We start from the raw sequence: 17199 nt of genomic DNA, 5'->3' as shown, positions 1-17199 counted from the left end.
AAAAGCGGGGCTGCATGCGACGCGTTTAGACAGGGACGGGCCAAGTTGAAAAAGCCGGTGAGGGGTCCTGAGGGACGTGTCCGACCAAAAAACTACCAAGAAAATAAGCGCAAAGGCCATTATGAACGACCTGAAGGCCGGCCTCTCCGATTCCGAGCTGATGCACAAATACGGTATTTCATTTCAGGGATTACAGGATCTCTTTTCCAAACTCGTCGAAGCCAAACTGGCCACCCAGGCTTACTTTCAGAAGAGGGCAATGACACAGGCGACGCTTCGCCCCAAGGAAGACAAGAAGGGCCGCACATGTCCCTATTGCGGTTTTTCTTCAGGCGACCAGTTTACGAGTTGTCCGCGCTGCGGTCAGGATGTCACTGAATGGCTCGATACCGTCGAGCTAACCAAAATCCTCACAGGATCGTTCGAGTAGACCCCAGCGACAGAAGCCGGCGACTATTCCCTCATCCGGTCCGGCCGGCACTCAGTGCTGTTCCATCATCCCCAACAGCAATCTTGCCAGAAGGTAAAGTACGATCAATACAGCCATGACCCCTATTGTCAAATGAAAGCGCGTACCTAAATCTTTCAGCCTAGCACCTAGGGAATTCAACTTCACGGGCCCCTGATGCTTGAAAACCAATTCATTAAGCAACAGCAAGGCGACGGACCCAAAAACCAGCAAGACCAAGTACTTCATAACTGTCTTCTCGAAGAGAGCGCACGGGTAGGATTTTCGGGCAATCATTATCCCACGCGCTCGTCGCACCTTGCAAGCCGCGGGCGAATGGACTAATCTTGACCAATGGAAATCAGCTTTCAGAAAATGCATGGCACCCTGAACGATTTCGTGGTCTTCCATGATCTCGAAGGCGAGGTCAGACTGTCGTCCGAGCAAGTGGCCCGCATTTGTGATCGTCGCGGAGGAGTGGGCGCGGACGGTGTGATCGTGGTTCGGCCATCGTCGGCCGCGGACTTTTTCATGGATTACGTAAATGCTGACGGTTCGCTCGCTGAAATGTGCGGAAACGGGATTCGTTGCCTGGCCAAATACGTCTATGACAATGGCTTGACCGATAAACGACATCTGGCGGTGGAAACCAGGGCCGGCGTCAAAGCATTGGAGCTTCTGCCAGGTCTGAATGGCAAGATCGAGACTGTCCGCGTGAACATGGGGGAACCTATCTTCGACGCGGATAGAATTCCTGTGAACATCGAGCACAACGGCACACCTGCCATCGAACATGACATCCAAGCGGGTGACAGAGTTTTTCCCGCATCCATTCTGTCCATGGGGAACCCCCATTGCGTGATCGTGGTGGATGAGGACCTCGAATCACTGCTTCGCCGCTACGGCCCGACAATCGAGAACCTTCCCTTGTTCCCTGCCAAGACCAACGTTGAGTTCATCCGCGTCATGTCGCGGAGCCATCTCGTCATGAGGGTCTGGGAGCGCGGAAGTGGTGAGACGTTCTCGTGCGGAACGGGGGCATGCGCATCCGCGGTGGCAGCTCAGTTGAAAGGTCTGGTGGATTCCAGGGTGACAGTGGAGTTGCAGGGAGGCAACCTGGATATTGACTGGAAAGGTCCACATAATCCAGTGCTTATGGCAGGTTCCGCTGTATTTGTTTTTCAAGGCGCTATAATGGTTTGATTCTACGCCACAATGTGGCTTGACATATACCTCCCTCTGGTTTATTACACCACCAGACTTTGCGCCGGACCTTCGGCCGAAACCGAAGAGCGAAACACGTAGATTGGGTGGAATCCGTCGCACCTGACGGGCCTGGCCAAAGTTGATATCCTGAGGGAGAATACGGCGATGAAGGATACCAAAGCTGCGGCAGGTTTTACGGTCCTGGAGATGGCGGCGGCCATTGCAATTATTGCCGCGCTCGCGACAATTTATTTTTTTCTCATGGACTCTTACAAGGAACGCAGGATGAGCGAGCAGGCAGCGAGGGTCTTAATGCTCGCCGCCAGAGTGCAAGAAGAGTTTTTCGCCAAGGAACACCGTTACTTCGACGCGGAAGTGTCGGGAAATGGCGGGGACGCCTTCCTGACGACCCCTGAAGGGCGCAAAACGGACGTGAAAGTTCCGCCTAACGTAGTGTTGAGTCTCAAGTCGCGTGGTACTGGAAAGGCAGCCTTTACCGGTCAGGCATTTTACCTCGGCGGCAAGGTCTTACACCAATACACCTCAGAAACGGGCAAGATGACCACAGTTTCGCGAGCACAGGACCAGGCGGGATGAGAAGAAAATTCTTGGCAGCCTACAAACGTCACGAAATATACCTGGTGGCCGCGGTCATCGGCATAGTGTTCGTGGCAGCGATGGGCATGGTTGCATGGCTGCTTCGTAGTTCCATAGTCACCCCACCGTATGAAAGCCTCGGCGATGCTGACCTCAAGAAGGTATTCGCGACCGCTTACCTGCGATTCCGCGAAGATGACGGAAAGCCGTACCTGAAGATTGAACTTCACAACGGAACCCTGTGGTGGATTAAGCGCGTGGAATTTGATTTTGATGGAACGCGATACGTGCTGAGGGATTTGGATGCCTTTCGTCCTCTTCACTTCGGGGCCTTGAGGTGCAATCTCAATAAAATTCCTGCCGGGCCCGACCAGATCGAATATGATCTAAGAATAGTTAGGGCTGCCGGCTATCCTCCAGCCCACATGCAGCAAACACCCGTGTCCAAGAAAGTTGCCGGCCAATCTGCCAGGTCGGAATCCCGGAATTGATCTCCCCTTAACGCTCCAGTAGCCATTCAGTTGTCGGCGGCGAAAGACTGTCATTGCGAGCGCAGCGAAGCAATCTCAGCGCTCAAAGGCAGAGATTGCTTCGTCGTTTCACTCCTCGCAATGACAGAGAACGGCAAATTCCCCCGTGTAACTGGATGTTTACACGCTCCATCATCACCCCCTTGACTTCCCTCGAACAAAACTCCACGTTGGCAATCTGAAACTCTATGATTGTATGTGGGTTCCTCCGCAATTATACTGTAATACCAATGTGCTTTTCGGAATGAAGTGGTTAAACCTTTCTCGAAATAATCTCACGGAGGATGATATGCAGGGTCAACCGGTTGTTACAAAAAGCGATTTCGAACGAGCGCTGGCCGTCGGGCGCCCGCCAAACGTGGCCAAATTGTTTCCGCATTCCAGAGCACTTATTGTCAGCGGAAAGGTCATCGACCGGGCCATGATAGCCAAGGGCCATGCAATAGCCATAGCCGCGAGCGCCAGAAACTCCTTTGTCGCCTACGGAGCGCTCCGAGCAGCCCAGAGAGCGAACGCTGCCATAATAATCGAGATTGCCAAATCCGAAGGCGGCGCGGACGCCTATTGCGACGTTAGTCTCTGGAACATGGCCCGGTTGGTTGATGCCATATGCAATGAACTGAATATCACCGTTCCCGTGGCCATCCACGCTGATCATTACGGAATAAAGAAAGACGCTGACAGGGAGTCCGCGAGGACGGAAATCCCGAGCCTGTTCGACGCGGGGGTAACCTCCATAGCAATTGACGCGTCGCACCTGCCTGACGTGGACAATCTTCTGACCAACCTGGCGTTGAGCCAATTCGTCCCGGCATGGGCAGGTTATGAAACCGAAGTCGGCGAGATTAAGGGAAAACAGGGGCTTTCCACGGTGGCGGAGGCCCTCTTCCTGATCCAAGGTCTCAACGCGCACAATCTCCATCCGGATTGGATCGCCCTGAACAACGGCACCACACACGGCATCGAGGCCAGTGCTGCGGGTATCCAGGTGGAACTGACGGCTCAGATTCACAAAGCACTGGAGCCCTACCATACTTCAGGGGCTCAGCATGGCACCTCGGGGAACAGTTTCGAGCGATTGAAGCGCATCGCCGGCGAAACCCACACCACCAAAGCAAATGTCGCCACTGCGCTTCAGATGGTTTCCTGGGGGCTCAAGGTAAACGAGTATGGAAACGCCATCCAGGACGAGAACGGAAACTTCATCAAAATACGCGACGCGGGGGTTTCCGACCCCCTGTGGGAGCAGATGGTGGCGTACGCTCGGGAAAAGGGCTTGAAAGGCGGGGACTTCAAGAAGCTCAATAAGCCATTCGAGAACAAACTGCTCGGCCAGCCTCGGGAGTACCGCCAGAAGATGATCCAGGCGGTTGATGACTTCATTTTCATGCTGATCACGGAAGTCTTCAACGGCCACGACACAGCGCCCCTGGCTGTCGAGGCGATTCTAAAGGCCGGTTCTTACGACTTGGGCCCCAAGGCCTCTCGTATCGAAGATCCAGCCCAATGGACCGAAGAGAAAATCCGAGAGAAAGCTAATTCCCTCGAATCCGACAAAGGCCCCTCCGGCAATTTCGAGGATTAGGGGGAGAAGAACGAAATGCATGGGGGGAAACTTTTTTGCAAAAAAGTTTCCCCCCGCACCCCCCTTCCAAAAACTCCCGCAATTTTGTCAGCCCAAGCTCTTGGACTCCGGTCATCCCCGACGTCATTCACAAAAGGTTTTGTACAATTCGCCTAAACGTGATAGAAGGCGTCCGAGGAGTATCACTAGGGGGTAACGGAAATGACTTTTCGCAACGGCGCCCGTCTCCACAGAAACGTGCAGTTCATGTACGAACAGTCCCTTGCTGAAAGGGAACTGGAATCTTTCGGAATCACAGATTTCACTTCGGACAGGCTCAATCCATGGGATTACACTTTCAACGGAAATGGTGATATCGATGGGCTACTCAAGCGATCGGCATACTTTGGTACGGTAAACGGACAGGACTCAATCTACAAGAGGCTAATATTGCCAGGGTATCAAGGCGGTGAATACAACATAACTCGCTCCGTCAATCAATACCTCACGCACTGGATTTATCCGTACAAAGGCAAGTTTCATCCGCAGATGGTGAGAGCGCTTCTCAACCTATTGCATCTTAGACCTGGACAGGTCGTGATGGACCCCTTTCTCGGAAGCGGGACTACGGCTATCGAATGCATGATATTGGGCATTGACTTCGTGGGAATTGATATTTCGCCTTTGTGCGTGCTTATCTCTCGGGTCAAAACCCAAGCTTGGCGCAAGGCCAGCGAGATCGCTAACCTTGTGGCCACCGGTCGACGGCCGAAACAGGATTTTGACCCCATAATTGGTGATTTTTTCATGCTCGCGGACATGGTTACCGCCAGCGACGTGGCAATCCGAAAACGTGACCCGGATACCTACTACCAAAAGAATCTCACAAAAATGTCGCGATCCGTGACCCACATGGCATTGGCGAAGGAAAAGCTGAAAATTGACTTTGGTGGGATCTCAATGTTTCAAGCCGACTGCAGGGAAATGGCCAGCGTGGGCATCCAGGATGCCAGTATCGATGCCATAGTCACCTCGCCGCCATATTCTATTGCCCTTGATTACGTGAAGAACGACGCTCATGCCTTGCGTGCAATGGGTCACGATTTGCCCACAATACGTGAAAACTTTATCGGAGTCAGAGGAAAACCAAAACGCAGAATGGGGCTGTATACAGACGATATGAAACTGGTTTACCGGGAAATAGCTCGCGTTCTGAAACCAGGCGGCGCAGCGGCGGTCGTCATCGGTGACGCTACGGATGGGACTGAGGTAACCACCACTGAAGAAATGAAAGCGTGGGGTGCTCCGTACGGGCTAAGGTACGAGAGGGAGCTACGCAAAATAGTGTTTGGTCTTTATAGCGTTATGACGGATGAGAAGATCCTCTTCTTCAGGAAGGACTAGGCATGAAAACCATCGAAGTCAGGGTCACTCAAGAGATTGCTGATCAACTGATGGCTGATGTTCACGGTCAAGGGGGATTCCAAGATCTACTGCGTAAGCTTGGTAAGCAGCTTGATCTGAACCGACTCACCCTAACACTGGACGACACGGATTTGGAAAGAATACCCAGATATAAAAATTACGAGCCGGGGGGCTACGAGGACAGATTAGTGCCGCTCCTTCAGCTGCTGCGAGCCGAGGGGCTCGTAACACCGATGCCTGAATGAGATCGGCCTACGAAGTGAAGTTATAGACAACCGAGCCGTAGCCCATGCGGCTTCAGTCTCTGTTGCGCCCGGAACTCGGTCTCTGGGAAGTTGCTTCGACGCAACACCAAGAGTTTTTGGAAGGGGGGTGCGGGGGGAAACTTTTTTGCAAAAAAGTTTCCCCCCGCATGCATCTGTTCCTTCTACCCTATTCTTCTCTACCCTCCACGCGGGCTGCTTTTTTTTCTACTTCTGCGGCTTGTTCTTTTCGGTATTGTTTGAGCTTGTTTCTCAGGCTCGGATCGAATGCAGCCAGAATGTGAACGACGAGCAGGCCCGCGTTCTTTGCGCCCGCGGCTCCCAGTCCCATGGTCGCCACCGGTACGCCACCCGGCATTTGGACCGTTGACAGCAGCGCGTCCAACCCTTTCAGGGACGAGGAATCCATCGGTACACCGATCACCGGCACCACGGTATGGGCAGCCAAGAAACCCGCGAGGTGCGCTGCCATTCCGGCCCCTGCGATAAGGGCCTTCCAGTCTTCTTCTTCAGCTCTTTTAGCAAGGGCTGCCACCTTCTCGGGGGTCCGATGGGCGGAGGCAACGGTCATGAAATACGATATCCCGAAACGCCGCAGGATCTGGGCAGCCTTTTCCATGACCGCCAGATCCGAGTCACTCCCCATAATTATCCCGACCTGAATCTTTTTCATGGTGTCCTTTTGAGCCAATTGACTTCCCCTACCTGTCCGGGCCGGACACCGACGCCAGGTATCGAGTGATAGCACCGTCGTACTCGTGGGTCAGTTTGAAAACCTTTTTGGCCAGGCGGAAGTTCGTCGCTTCCGATACAGCTCCCTCGGAACGCTTCATCTCTTCCAGGACCGCTGCGTAGTCCGCAGGGTCGGTTATAACCGTGACAAAGGGATAATTCTTGGCCGCGGCCCTCAGTAAGGTAGGTCCTCCGATGTCGATGTTTTCTATGGCGTCGGGCAAAGCGCATCCCTGCCGAGCGACGGTCTTTTCGAACGCGTACAGGTTGACCACCACCATGTCTATGGGGAGAATCCCATGCTCATTCATGGCCTGAACATGCTCGGAGCGCGAACGAATGCCCAGTATCCCGCCGTGAATTTTCGGATGCAGAGTTTTGACTCTTCCGTCGAGCATCTCAGGAAACCCGGTGAAATCGGCCACCTCTTTGATTTTCACGCCGGCTTGCCCGAGCGTCTTGGCTGTTCCGCCGGTGGAGAGAATCTCCACCCCAAATTCGGCCAGGCCTTTCCCCAGTTCGTCGATTCCGGACTTGTTCGTAACACTGATTAACGCTCGCTGGATCTTCGGCATAGAAGTCTCCTGATAGAGGAAATGGTCGGGGAACCCCAGAAGGGCATAAACGCTGAAATTGGACAGTCTCATGACCCGGGACCCTCGTTCTCGCGAAAGCAGGAATCCGGATTAAGGCCTCGTGCAACCGTTTGCCCGGTTCCCGGGCGGAGCCTGGGAACGAAGACGGCAAGCTTGTTTCCATGCTGGTTTCTGCGAAGCGGGTCTAAGTAAACAATCCATGGTTGAAAAGGAAGCTCCTCGCTATGGTTTGGCGATACCTCTAAACTTCGACAGCTTCAGTTTCGCGATCTCATTCTGAGCTTCTTTGCCCAAGTTGCTCTCCGGATCGCTTTTCAGAACACGTTCCAGTTCTTTCACACCGTTGTCCACCTTTCCTATGCGGACAAGCGCCTTTCCCATCAGCAGGCGCGCGGCATGATAATCGCCATCAACTTCGAGGGCTTTCTTCATGGTGTCCACAACTTTGGCGTGATCGTCCTGAAGCTCTAACACCACACCCATGCGGTAATAGGCCTCTCTAAACGCCAGGTCCATGTTAGAGGCCTTCTTATAATAGTCGAGGGCCTTCTGGTAAGCCCTTTTTTCCTCGTAGCAGAACCCCAGGTTATACAAGGCATTGGGATTATTGTCTTTCAGAGCGATAGCTTTCTCATAGTGTTCAATAGCCTTATCCAGGTCCTTCATGTTGAAGTATGCCACGCCCATATTGTATGCGGCCTTTTCAGGTGTGGCATATGTGGGGTCCTTCAAACACTGCTCAAATTCCTTGACAGCTTCATCGTACATGCTTTTGGCAAGATAAGCCGTGCCGAGGTTGTTTCGAGCCTCACTTAACTTGGGCTCCAGTTCCAAGGCTTTTTTGTATTGCTCTATCGCCTTGTCGTTAAGTCCCTTCGCCTGATACGCAAGCCCTAGCGCATGCTCTACATCCGCATTTTTTGATGACAGTTTCTGCGCTTCCATCAGTTCCTTTATTGCTTGCGGGGTTTTTCCCTCGTTGAGATAGTTTATGCCCATCTGGTAGTGAAGCTGCACATCCTTCTCTTCTTTCCCCGGACCGGAAACCGTCTGAGGCACGCACCCTGCCAACAAAATAGACGCCAGACTGAAAGCAAGGATTTGACCGAAGCTCATTGCAAGCCTCCTCAAGAGATGACTGACTGCGGAAGCGCCGTCGAAAACGTGAAAATGGCTCATATGGTGTCCCACTGCGCTCCGGCCGCCACGCGACTATTAGGGACACATGAGGTCAAGAACCAATGAAGCCAGGAAAGAGTCTGCATTGGTGGTTGAATCCCACACGCGATGGCCTTGGCGTTCTTCCGGGCCTATGGGTTCGAAACGGACTTTCTGGTCGGGGAAGATCTCCCACGTTGCGTCCGAGGGCTCCTTTTTATTCTGGAGCCGGTCTTCGAGCCGTTGCCGAATGATCTCGTCGGGGCAGGCACATTCCACGATCCTGAAAGCCGCGTTGGTGGCCAAGGCAAGTTCACGTGCTGCCCGGCGATGTCGATACCGCATAAAAGAAGCGTCCAAGATAACGGATTCTCCACGATTAAGGCGCTGCCGGGCTTCAACCAGAAGCGCCTCATACGTCCGTTCTGTCGCATCCGGTCTATAGATCCCCTGGCCGTACTTGTCAAGTTGATGTTTTATTGGAGGTAATCCATGTATCTCTTTGCGAACTTTATCGGATCGCAAAGGCTCGACTCCAAGCCTCACCCCGAGCCTCTCTGCCAGGTGACTCTTTCCCGTGGCCATCAGGCCCGAGAAGATCACAAGCGCTGGTGGGGGTGGGGGCATCATGTACGCGAGAGCCAGTCGGAAATAGGCACCGGCCATCGCGCGAGAGGATTCTTTTTCCGCGAAGGAAACCTCGGGCTCATCCAAGGTAAAGCCCAGGACCTTGCCCCTCACAAAAGCGCGATAAGACTTGTAGAAAGGCAGCAGTCGTAGAATCTCGCGGTCTCCCGACGAATCCGCGTACCTATTGGAGATCTGCTCCGAAAAAGCAGGAAATCCCCTGAAATCCAGGTCCATGAGTAGAAAAGCCAGATCTGCCGCAGTGTCTCCGTAACGGAAGCGATCGTTAAATTCAATACAGTCATAGAGCATGATTTCATCGAGTATCACCACGTGATCCAGATGAAGGTCTCCGTGGCAATCCCGGATGAATCCTTGACGAATCCTTTGTCGAAAGAGATCTTTGTGCGTTTGAAGGAAATCCATTGCCAATTGTGAGACTTCTTTATGGGTCTCGGCATCGATGGTTTTCCCCACATAAGCTTCCGTTTGTTCAAAGTTCTCTCTAAGGTTCTGATAGATCACCTCGGGTGACCCGAAGCTAGATATCTCGGGTCCTGTGGCTGCCTGGGAATGAAAATAAGCCAGCCTGTCCGCGAGCTGATCGAGAATCTCAGGAGTTATGCGCTCTGCCTCCAGCATTTTCAGCATCGTCTGATCTTCGGGAACGCGCCGCATGAGCACCGCGGCTTCGATTTCGTCCCCTTCCCCGCGCAGGTTCACACCGGAGGGGCCCTCATAAATGGACTCCACTCCCAGGTAGATGCCCTCGGAGAAGCGCGAATTCAACTCCACTTCCTGCCGGCAAAAGAAGCGACGTTTTTCAAGTGTTGTGAAGTCCAGGAAACCGAAGTCCACTGGCTTCTTGATCTTGTAGACCAGGTCGCCCGCGATGAAGACCACTGAGATATGGGTCTGAAGCACCCTTACCGACTGGGGATTGTGGGGGTAGATCGAGGGGTGGGATAAGGCCCGAATCAGGTCATCCAGCCTGCCGCTCACCGAGGTCCCCTTTTTCAGCGGCCAATTGGCCACATGCGGCAAGTATGTCGCGGCCGCGAGACTTCCGAATTATTGCCATCAGTGACCGCGACATGAGGATTTCCTGAAACTTGAGGACCCGCTCAGGCTTGGGGGACTTCAGCCCTTCGGCCGCTTCGTCATTGAGGGGAATGAGGTTCACTTTCGCCCGGATCGGGTTAAGCAGCCGTACGAGCTGCCTGGCGTCCGCGTCCGAATCATTGAATCCGTCGATGAGCACGTACTCAAAGGTGATGCGATCTCTCCTGGGCAGAGGGTAATCCTTTAAGGCGGCAAGAAGCTCCGCCAGCGGATACTTCCGGTTGATCGGCATTATCGCGTCTCGCTGCTCATCGGTGACCGCGTTCAGGCTGACCGCCAACTTCACCCTGACGGTTTGCCCAAGCTCTCCAATGCGTGGAACAAGCCCCGCGGTAGACACGGTCAGACGCCTCCAAGAAATTTGTGGGCCATTGGGGTGGGTCAAGATGTTGACGGCCCTGACGGTCTCTCCGAAATTTGCCAGAGGTTCTCCCATTCCCATAAAGACCACATTGGTGATCTTAGAAGTTGGGAGGGTCCTACGTACGGTAAGGAGCTGGGACACAATCTCGCCTGCGGTGAGGTTGCGCTTCAGCCCCATTTTCCCGGTACGGCATATCCGGCACCCCATCGCGCATCCGACCTGTGTGGAAACGCAAAGGGTATCGTGGTCTTGTTCGGGAATCAGGACGGTTTCTATGCAATGCCCATCTTTCAGCCCAAGAAGGAACTTGCACGTGGAGTCGTCGGATCGGCTCACGTGCAGGACCTCGGGAAGGCCGATGCGGGCCCGGAGAGAAAGCTCTTCCCGCATGGCCTTGGAAAGATTGGTCATTCCTTGAAAGGAATCAGCCAAGCCCTGGTGAACCCACTTCATCACTTGAGCGGATCGGTACCTTTCTTTGCCGAGTCCACCGAGGAACTCCAACAACTCAGGATGCGTCATTCCGACCACATCCGGCAGTCCGCATGAATCAAGTTTTCCTGAGCCAATTAAATCCATCAAAAGACTTCTATGCCACTGAAAAAATGGCTTATCTCGAACATCGCACTCTCTTCCGAGTCGGAGCCGTGCACGATGTTGTTTTGTTTGCTGTCAGCCCAGCGAGCCCGGATCGTTCCATCCGCCGCTTCCGCTGGATCGGTGGCGCCCATTATTTCGCGGTTGCGCGCTATGGCATTTTCCCCTTCCAGTACCATAAGCACTACGGGCCCGGAAATCATGAATTCTATGAGTTCTCCGAAAAAAGGTCGTTCTTTGTGTACGTAGTAGAATCCTTCTGCTTCTTCGCGACTGAGCTTCTTCATCTTCATTGCGGCTATTTTCAAGCCTGCGCTTTCGAAAGTGCGGACCACTTCACCAATCAGTTTCTTGGCTACGCCGTCCGGTTTTATTATGGACAGGGTCCTCTGCATCGTTTACCTCCTTGATGCGCATAAGATCCATACAGCTATATAGCATTTAACAGGTGAAGAAAAGGCCCGGCCGCCCCGAGGATGGACGAACGGTTGGCCGGAGAGTTGAATTTATGATCGGGTTCAGCTATAGCTCTTTGCCAATGCATTCGATGTGAAGAAGGGCTTTCGTCCAAGGAGGCGACAATGAAGTTCACATGTCGCTTGTTTTTCATAGTCTGGGCCTCTGCAATGGTCTTTGTGCCTCATGCGATCAGGGCCGCGGACAATGACATCAAGCTGCCCAAACCTTCTCTCAGCGGGAAACTCTCCGTAGAGGCTGCGATGGCCGCCAAAAAGTCGGTCAGGAATTTCAGTGGTGCACCGTTGACCGAAGCCCAGGTTTCGCAACTCCTGTGGGCGGCTAACGGGGATCTGCCTCACGACGCGGTGACGGGGGCAACGACGAAAGTTATCCCTTCCGCAGGGGGGCTTTATCCTCTGGAAGTGTACCTTGTCACCGGAAAAGATTCTGTAGGTCAAATACCGGCTGGAGTTTACAGATACAATCCGGGGAACAATTCCCTTCAGACCGTTACCGCCGGAGACAATCGGGCTCCCCTCGCGCACGCGGCGCTGGGGCAAACGTGGCTGGCAAAAGCCCCGGCTTTGATCGTCATTGGAGCCGTATTTCAACGAACCACATCCAAGTACGGGAACCGCGGAATAAACTACATTTTCATGGAGGCAGGGAGCGCGTCTCAGAATCTTTATTTGGAAGCGGAATCCCTGGGGCTTCACGCGGGTTCGGTCGGCGCGTTCCAGGAGGCCAACGTGTCTGGTGCGCTGAAGCTTCCCCCGAATGTGAACCCATTGTTCATTATGGCCTTTGGCAAATGAGGCTTCGGCAGTAGGACCGGCAAGATGAAAATGTCTCAAAACCCTGGAATGGACATATTTCCGGGTAGGGGCGCTTCGAGAAGCGCCCTGATTTAGGGCGGTTCACGAACCGCCCCTACCGCCCATGTGTCGAAATTGTCAGTTTTGAGACAGTTTCAGATGCCGGTCCTACTGTATTTCCTGACCAGTACCCCCGATTTTCTCCGCGTAACCGAATCCTTACTGCTCGCTAGTCTTTATCCTTGACACAACCGGGAATTGTAGATAATCTGCCACGATACAATCGTGTTTTCCCATTTTAAATAGCCGTAATTTTGTCCTTAAGGAGGTAGGAGGATGGAATGGGTTGTCTATGTCGCGCTCATTTGTGGGGCGCTAGGGGTGGCCTATAGCCTGTTTACCGCGGGCTGGGTCTTCAAGCAGGATGCGGGTAATGCTCGTATGCAGGAAATATCCGGCTACGTGGCAGAGGGCGCGATGGCGTACCTCACCCGTCAGTACAAGGTGGTCGCCGTCATCGCGATCATCCTTATCATCGTCTTGAAGTTCACACTGGGATTCATACCCGCTCTCGGATTCCTCATCGGTCTGGTAGGTTCCGCCTTGGCAGGGTTCCTCGGGATGAAGGTTTCCGTGAACGCGAATGTGCGCGTGGCAGCGGCGGCTGGAAGGAGCCTATCTGATGCCATGGATGTGGCGTTCAAGGGTGGTTCTGTGACGGGAATCGTCGTTACGGGCCTTGCCCTTCTCGGTGTGGCCGGATTCTACTTGATCGCGAAGGCCTCTGACCCGGATCCGCACAAGATTTTCAGCGCCCTGGTCGGATTGGGCTTCGGTAGTTCGCTTATGAGCGTGTTTGCTCGTGTGGGCGGCGGTATCTACACCAAGGCTGCCGACGTTGGAGCCGACCTGGTTGGTAAGGTCGAAGCCGATCTGCCGGAAGACGATCCCCGCAATGCGGGTGTTATCGCTGACAACGTCGGTGATAACGTTGGCGACTGTGCAGGTATGGCCGCTGACCTTTACGAGACATACACAGTCACCCTCGTTGCTGCCATGCTTTTGGGAAGCACCATTTACGGGGGAGCGAAAACAGCGGCGTTTCATATGCCCCTGTTTATCGGTGGTATGGCGATTATCGCCTCCATTATCGGAACGTTCTTTGTCCGACTGAGCAAGACCAAGGCGGAGAAAGATCTCTACATAATGGGCGCCCTGTACAAAGGCCTGGCTGTGTCCGGAATCCTTGCCGCCATAGGCTTCTTTTTCGTGGCCCAGTTGCTTCCTCTCGGCGCACCTCCCAAGGGAGCGGCATACGTTATTTCTCCGGGAAGTATTTTCTGGATGGCGGTTCTCGGTCTCGTCCTGACAGGCGTTATCGTCATCATCACTGAGTACTTTACCGGCATGTATGGCCCGGTTAAGTTCGTGGCCCAGGCCAGCACAACAGGCCACGGCACCAACATCATCGCGGGTCTGGCCATCAGCATGATATCTACGGTGTTGCCGGTCGTGGCTCTGGGCGCTGCGATAATGATGGGTTACGCGCTAGGAGGCGGTTTCGCGGGTAGTCCGGGTACCGGCCTTTACGGCATCGCTGTTGTCGTTGTCTCCATGCTCTCCATGACAGGAATGGTGGTAGCAATCGACTCCTACGGCCCAATTACCGACAATGCCGGCGGCATAGCGGAAATGGCCGATCTGCCGGAAGAAGTCCGCAACAGGACCGATCCGTTGGACGCGGTCGGGAATACCACCAAGGCCGTAACCAAGGGGTATGCCATCGGCTCCGCGGCTTTGGCTGCATTGGTTCTCTTCGCCGAGTACACCAGGGCCATAGAGGAACTTTCCGGCAAGGCAATGTCCTTTGACCTTTCGAATCCCACGATTCTAATAGGATTGCTCATCGGCGGGATCATTCCCTATTTCTTCGCGGCTCTGCTTATGCTTGCCGTCGGTAAGGCAGCAGGCTCCATTGTGGACGAAGTGCGCCGTCAATTCAAGGAAATCAAAGGGTTGAAAGAGGGCTTGCCCGGTGTTAAGGCCGAATATGGCAAGTGCGTGGATCTGGTCACCGCGGCCGCGCAGAAACAGATGATTCTGCCGTCTCTGTTGCCCGTGGTCTTTCCGCTGATCGTAGCTTTCATTCCGGGCCTGGGCAAGGAAGCCCTTGGCGGTATGCTCATCGGTAGCATCGTTGTCGGTCTGTTCCTGGCTATTGCCATGACCACCGGCGGCGCAACCTGGGACAATGCCAAGAAGTACATCGAAGAAGGCAACCTCGGCGGGAAAGGGAGTGACGCACACAAGGCCGCTGTCACGGGCGACACCGTAGGAGACCCGTACAAGGATACAGCGGGTCCTGCGTTGAACCCGGCTATCAAGGTCTGTAACATGGTGGCATTGCTTATCGTGCCCTACCTTGTGTAGTAGATTGACTCGACGCGCACCCCGCGCGTCCTTGTAACAAAAAGCCCCGCGGTTCGCATGAACCGCGGGGCTTTTTTTGACCGGATCCCGCCACAAACGTCCATCGCACATCAGCTCCAGATTGAACAAAAAATCAATGTCCGACCTCGCTTTTGGCAACTGTCCTGATATGGCGGGCACGGCCCGCCCTACAAGGGACATGTCGTCCAACCGTAGGGCGTAGGGCGGGCCGGGCCCGCCGCCTATCGATGCCGATGACAGCCTTCACCGGACCACGTGTTCGGCCATATATCAGGTGCCACCATTTTTTGACCTTTGGTAAACCCAGCGCTATCAGGGGTCGGAGTCCCTCTCACGCCAGGGGCGTGATTGATTTGTATCCCCAACATGTGCCGGCACGGAGGCCGGCACCTACCAATTTGCACGAGGTGCTTTTCGCGATCGGACATTATTTTTGACACTTGGTATATACGTTTATGAAACCGAATTGATGTCAGGGGAAGATGTCGTAAGCGAATACCACGCTGCGAGGACCGGCCAGGAAGGGGAAGGCCCCTGGCTTCATCAGAATCAACACCAAGGATCGAGTGCCCTGGTTCTTGAAATCCCCGACCCTGAAATCGGATATTAGGCCGGGGCTGGTCACGGTTCTCCATTTTTCCGCCAGCTGGGTGCCATCCCAGACCAGGGCCTGGATCATGCTTCCGTCAACAGCCTGTTTGATAACCAGCAGCTCGTTTTCCCCGTCCCCGTCCGTATCTGCAATGAGGAGCGTACCCGGATAAGTGATTTCTTTGCGCCCGGTCTTCAACGGCAGGCGGATTCTCCTCTCGAGACCGTAGATCCTATCCGCGACACTGGCAAGAAGGCGATTCTCAGTATCGAATACCATCAACTTTTGATCCTGATTCAGGATTACCCTCAAAAACTCGCCCTTCTTCCCGAGCTTGCCGGCCACATAGCTCGGCAACAGAGTACCTGGCGGAAGAGCGACTCTGCCCGCGGGAGCCACATCGCTGCCTTGCACGTGATACCGGATCATTTCTCCGCTGAACAGGTTTTCTTCATCCGTTCTTTGGCCGACAAGGATGCGGGTCTTCTCGTCATCAGAATCTCGGATGGCACGCAAGATCACGTTAGGAAACTTGGCTTCTATTCTGAAATTTCTGTTGGTATACCGGGCAATCGCTGATTCCAAGCCCAGCGGCGTCTGGTAGCACAAAAGAAGCTCCGCTATGCCGTCGCCATCCAGGTCGGCAACCTCGGTGGAGATATACCCGGCAGGAGGCTGAGAGAACTGTGCCAGCTGGCGCAGCCCACCATTCTCAAACCGGCTTATTGTCAGGCGCCCTTCCTCCAGAAAAACTGTTTCCTGTTTCTTGTCCCCGTCCAGATCCCCTATATCCAGGGCGGAGATTGCCGCCGGAATGTCCGGACTCCTCCATGGACCGCCGTTGCGCGGGAGGCTCACCACATTAGACGGTCTGCCCGCGTGGCTGCCGCCTCCTGTCCCGCCTGATGGTTCGGTTCTGTAAAAAGGCAGCGCAGGAGCCCCATGTAAATGGGTATTGATGGAATTCACGAATACTTCCAAGATGCCCGGCAATCTGTGGATGTTGTCCACTTTGAGATCGGTTGACACCATCGCGCGGTCCGCCTGAACATCCCACATGACAGCTCGCATATGGTACAAGGGGCCCTCTTGGGCGAGAAATCCGTATACTACGAGATCCGCACCTGACTCCTTGCCAATTGCGCGCGCTTCGCGATCGTCTGCAGGCGCGGCCCTCCCTTCCAGCAATTGCTCAGTCTTGCGCTCGCTTTCAATGACAAAAGAGTCATTGCGCGGCACAATTCCCGCGCGAAGTCTCTTTTCCACGTGGTCCGCGAAAGTCTCAAGGTCTTTGTGTCCGGAGGTTGCAGGAAACGGCAAGACGAGAACAGTTCTCGGCTGAGCCGCAAGCGCGTCGGAAATGGCGCAGGAGAGCAAAATAAGCACCGCCAACAATGCCGGCACGAAAGCGTTTTCAAGCAGGGCGTCTACCGTGCAAACTGTTTTGTGCAGAGAAATCCCATGATCGAACCTGGCCCACGACGATCTCACACGGTGGAAAACGGCACTGTTCTTCAACCGTGGGATGGCACGCGACCCAGGGTCTGCAAAGTAGCTCCAACGCGATTGGGGCTCGAACCCCCTGACAAGAGCGGCATTTTTGCGAATGCCAAGGATCATAAAGGGCGCCTTCCGCCAAGCGGGAGATTCAAA

General features: G+C 54.2%; 17 protein-coding genes. 9 read left to right on the top strand and 8 right to left on the bottom strand.

Going from position 1 to position 17199, the window contains the following annotated elements; translation table 11 throughout:
* Nucleotides 1-76 precede the first annotated feature (76 nt).
* A complete protein-coding gene (locus tag HY913_11630) occupies nucleotides 77-430 on the top strand; it encodes a hypothetical protein (protein MBI4963918.1) in 354 nt (117 codons plus the stop codon).
* A gap of 51 nt (nucleotides 431-481) precedes the next feature.
* Here the strand turns inward: HY913_11630 and HY913_11625 are convergent, their stop codons facing one another.
* Entirely contained in the window at nucleotides 482-697 is a 216-nt protein-coding gene (locus HY913_11625; protein MBI4963917.1) for a hypothetical protein, read from the bottom strand.
* 105 nt (nucleotides 698-802) lie between these two features.
* Between HY913_11625 and HY913_11620 the strand changes: the two genes are divergently transcribed.
* The 6 genes from HY913_11620 (at nucleotide 803) to HY913_11595 (ending at nucleotide 6015) form a co-directional block, all read left to right on the top strand.
* Complete coding sequence (locus tag HY913_11620) at nucleotides 803-1651, top strand: diaminopimelate epimerase (GenBank protein ID MBI4963916.1); 849 nt, start codon at nucleotides 803-805, stop codon at nucleotides 1649-1651.
* A 168-nt stretch (nucleotides 1652-1819) separates the two neighbouring features.
* Complete coding sequence (locus HY913_11615; GenBank protein ID MBI4963915.1) at nucleotides 1820-2251, top strand: prepilin-type N-terminal cleavage/methylation domain-containing protein; 432 nt, start codon at nucleotides 1820-1822, stop codon at nucleotides 2249-2251.
* Complete coding sequence (locus HY913_11610; protein ID MBI4963914.1) at nucleotides 2248-2742, top strand: hypothetical protein; 495 nt, start codon at nucleotides 2248-2250, stop codon at nucleotides 2740-2742. Before HY913_11615 ends, HY913_11610 begins: the two co-directional genes overlap by 4 nt.
* 328 nt (nucleotides 2743-3070) lie before the next feature.
* Nucleotides 3071-4366, top strand: a complete 1296-nt coding sequence (locus tag HY913_11605; GenBank protein MBI4963913.1) for a class II fructose-bisphosphate aldolase — start codon at nucleotides 3071-3073, stop codon at nucleotides 4364-4366.
* Nucleotides 4367-4567: 201 nt separating this feature from the next.
* Nucleotides 4568-5749: a hypothetical protein gene (locus tag HY913_11600; protein ID MBI4963912.1), complete on the top strand. Its 1182-nt coding sequence runs from the start codon at nucleotides 4568-4570 to the stop codon at nucleotides 5747-5749.
* 2 nt (nucleotides 5750-5751) lie between these two features.
* Nucleotides 5752-6015 carry a hypothetical protein gene (locus HY913_11595; protein ID MBI4963911.1) on the top strand — a complete coding sequence of 88 codons (264 nt, stop codon included), beginning with the start codon at nucleotides 5752-5754 and terminating at the stop codon, nucleotides 6013-6015.
* 187 nt (nucleotides 6016-6202) lie between these two features.
* On the opposite strand, the gene purE is transcribed toward HY913_11595, so the two are convergent.
* The 6 genes from purE to ndk all read right to left on the bottom strand — a co-directional run bounded on the left by purE (nucleotide 6203) and on the right by ndk (nucleotide 11624).
* Nucleotides 6203-6706: a 5-(carboxyamino)imidazole ribonucleotide mutase gene (gene purE, locus HY913_11590; protein MBI4963910.1), complete on the bottom strand. Its 504-nt coding sequence runs from the start codon at nucleotides 6704-6706 to the stop codon at nucleotides 6203-6205.
* Between the two features lie 28 nt (nucleotides 6707-6734).
* Entirely contained in the window at nucleotides 6735-7340 is a 606-nt protein-coding gene (locus tag HY913_11585) for an IMP cyclohydrolase (GenBank protein MBI4963909.1), read from the bottom strand.
* Between the two features lie 243 nt (nucleotides 7341-7583).
* A complete protein-coding gene (locus tag HY913_11580) occupies nucleotides 7584-8477 on the bottom strand; it encodes a tetratricopeptide repeat protein (protein MBI4963908.1) in 894 nt (297 codons plus the stop codon).
* A 99-nt stretch (nucleotides 8478-8576) separates the two neighbouring features.
* On the bottom strand, nucleotides 8577-10148 hold the full coding sequence (locus HY913_11575; GenBank protein MBI4963907.1) for an AAA family ATPase: 1572 nt from the start codon (nucleotides 10146-10148) through the stop codon (nucleotides 8577-8579).
* Entirely contained in the window at nucleotides 10129-11211 is a 1083-nt protein-coding gene (gene rlmN / locus HY913_11570) for a 23S rRNA (adenine(2503)-C(2))-methyltransferase RlmN (protein MBI4963906.1), read from the bottom strand. Before rlmN ends, HY913_11575 begins: the two co-directional genes overlap by 20 nt.
* Nucleotides 11211-11624, bottom strand: coding sequence for a nucleoside-diphosphate kinase (gene ndk / locus HY913_11565; GenBank protein MBI4963905.1), 414 nt, complete (start codon nucleotides 11622-11624; stop codon nucleotides 11211-11213). Before ndk ends, rlmN begins: the two co-directional genes overlap by 1 nt.
* Before the next feature lie 186 nt (nucleotides 11625-11810).
* On the opposite strand from ndk, the gene HY913_11560 reads away from it, so the two are divergent.
* Both HY913_11560 and HY913_11555 read left to right on the top strand, forming a co-directional pair.
* Nucleotides 11811-12503, top strand: coding sequence for a SagB/ThcOx family dehydrogenase (locus HY913_11560; GenBank protein MBI4963904.1), 693 nt, complete (start codon nucleotides 11811-11813; stop codon nucleotides 12501-12503).
* Between the two features lie 336 nt (nucleotides 12504-12839).
* Nucleotides 12840-14933 carry a sodium-translocating pyrophosphatase gene (locus HY913_11555; GenBank protein ID MBI4963903.1) on the top strand — a complete coding sequence of 698 codons (2094 nt, stop codon included), beginning with the start codon at nucleotides 12840-12842 and terminating at the stop codon, nucleotides 14931-14933.
* A gap of 493 nt (nucleotides 14934-15426) precedes the next feature.
* Here HY913_11555 and HY913_11550 read toward each other — a convergent pair whose 3' ends face one another.
* Nucleotides 15427-17166 (bottom strand): VCBS repeat-containing protein, encoded by a 1740-nt coding sequence (locus tag HY913_11550; protein ID MBI4963902.1) that lies wholly within the window; start codon nucleotides 17164-17166, stop codon nucleotides 15427-15429.
* Nucleotides 17167-17199 lie beyond the last annotated feature (33 nt).

Origin of the sequence: Desulfomonile tiedjei (assembly GCA_016212925.1) — a bacterium.
Classification (GTDB): domain Bacteria; phylum Desulfobacterota; class Desulfomonilia; order Desulfomonilales; family Desulfomonilaceae; genus JACRDF01.
The sequence above is the reverse complement of the archived record's forward strand: the minus strand, read 5'-3'. Positions and strand labels throughout refer to the sequence as shown.

Coding starts and splice junctions, on each gene's coding strand:
- HY913_11625 (MBI4963917.1), bottom strand. CDS start 697: ATGAAGTACTTGGTCTTGCTGGTTTTTGGGTCCGTCGCCTTGCTGTTG.
- HY913_11620 (MBI4963916.1), top strand. CDS start 803: ATGGAAATCAGCTTTCAGAAAATGCATGGCACCCTGAACGATTTCGTG.
- HY913_11615 (MBI4963915.1), top strand. CDS start 1,820: ATGAAGGATACCAAAGCTGCGGCAGGTTTTACGGTCCTGGAGATGGCG.
- HY913_11610 (MBI4963914.1), top strand. CDS start 2,248: ATGAGAAGAAAATTCTTGGCAGCCTACAAACGTCACGAAATATACCTG.
- HY913_11605 (MBI4963913.1), top strand. CDS start 3,071: ATGCAGGGTCAACCGGTTGTTACAAAAAGCGATTTCGAACGAGCGCTG.
- HY913_11600 (MBI4963912.1), top strand. CDS start 4,568: ATGACTTTTCGCAACGGCGCCCGTCTCCACAGAAACGTGCAGTTCATG.
- HY913_11595 (MBI4963911.1), top strand. CDS start 5,752: ATGAAAACCATCGAAGTCAGGGTCACTCAAGAGATTGCTGATCAACTG.
- purE (MBI4963910.1), bottom strand. CDS start 6,706: ATGAAAAAGATTCAGGTCGGGATAATTATGGGGAGTGACTCGGATCTG.
- HY913_11585 (MBI4963909.1), bottom strand. CDS start 7,340: ATGCCGAAGATCCAGCGAGCGTTAATCAGTGTTACGAACAAGTCCGGA.
- HY913_11580 (MBI4963908.1), bottom strand. CDS start 8,477: ATGAGCTTCGGTCAAATCCTTGCTTTCAGTCTGGCGTCTATTTTGTTG.
- rlmN (MBI4963906.1), bottom strand. CDS start 11,211: ATGGATTTAATTGGCTCAGGAAAACTTGATTCATGCGGACTGCCGGAT.
- ndk (MBI4963905.1), bottom strand. CDS start 11,624: ATGCAGAGGACCCTGTCCATAATAAAACCGGACGGCGTAGCCAAGAAA.
- HY913_11560 (MBI4963904.1), top strand. CDS start 11,811: ATGAAGTTCACATGTCGCTTGTTTTTCATAGTCTGGGCCTCTGCAATG.
- HY913_11555 (MBI4963903.1), top strand. CDS start 12,840: ATGGAATGGGTTGTCTATGTCGCGCTCATTTGTGGGGCGCTAGGGGTG.
- HY913_11550 (MBI4963902.1), bottom strand. CDS start 17,166: ATGATCCTTGGCATTCGCAAAAATGCCGCTCTTGTCAGGGGGTTCGAG.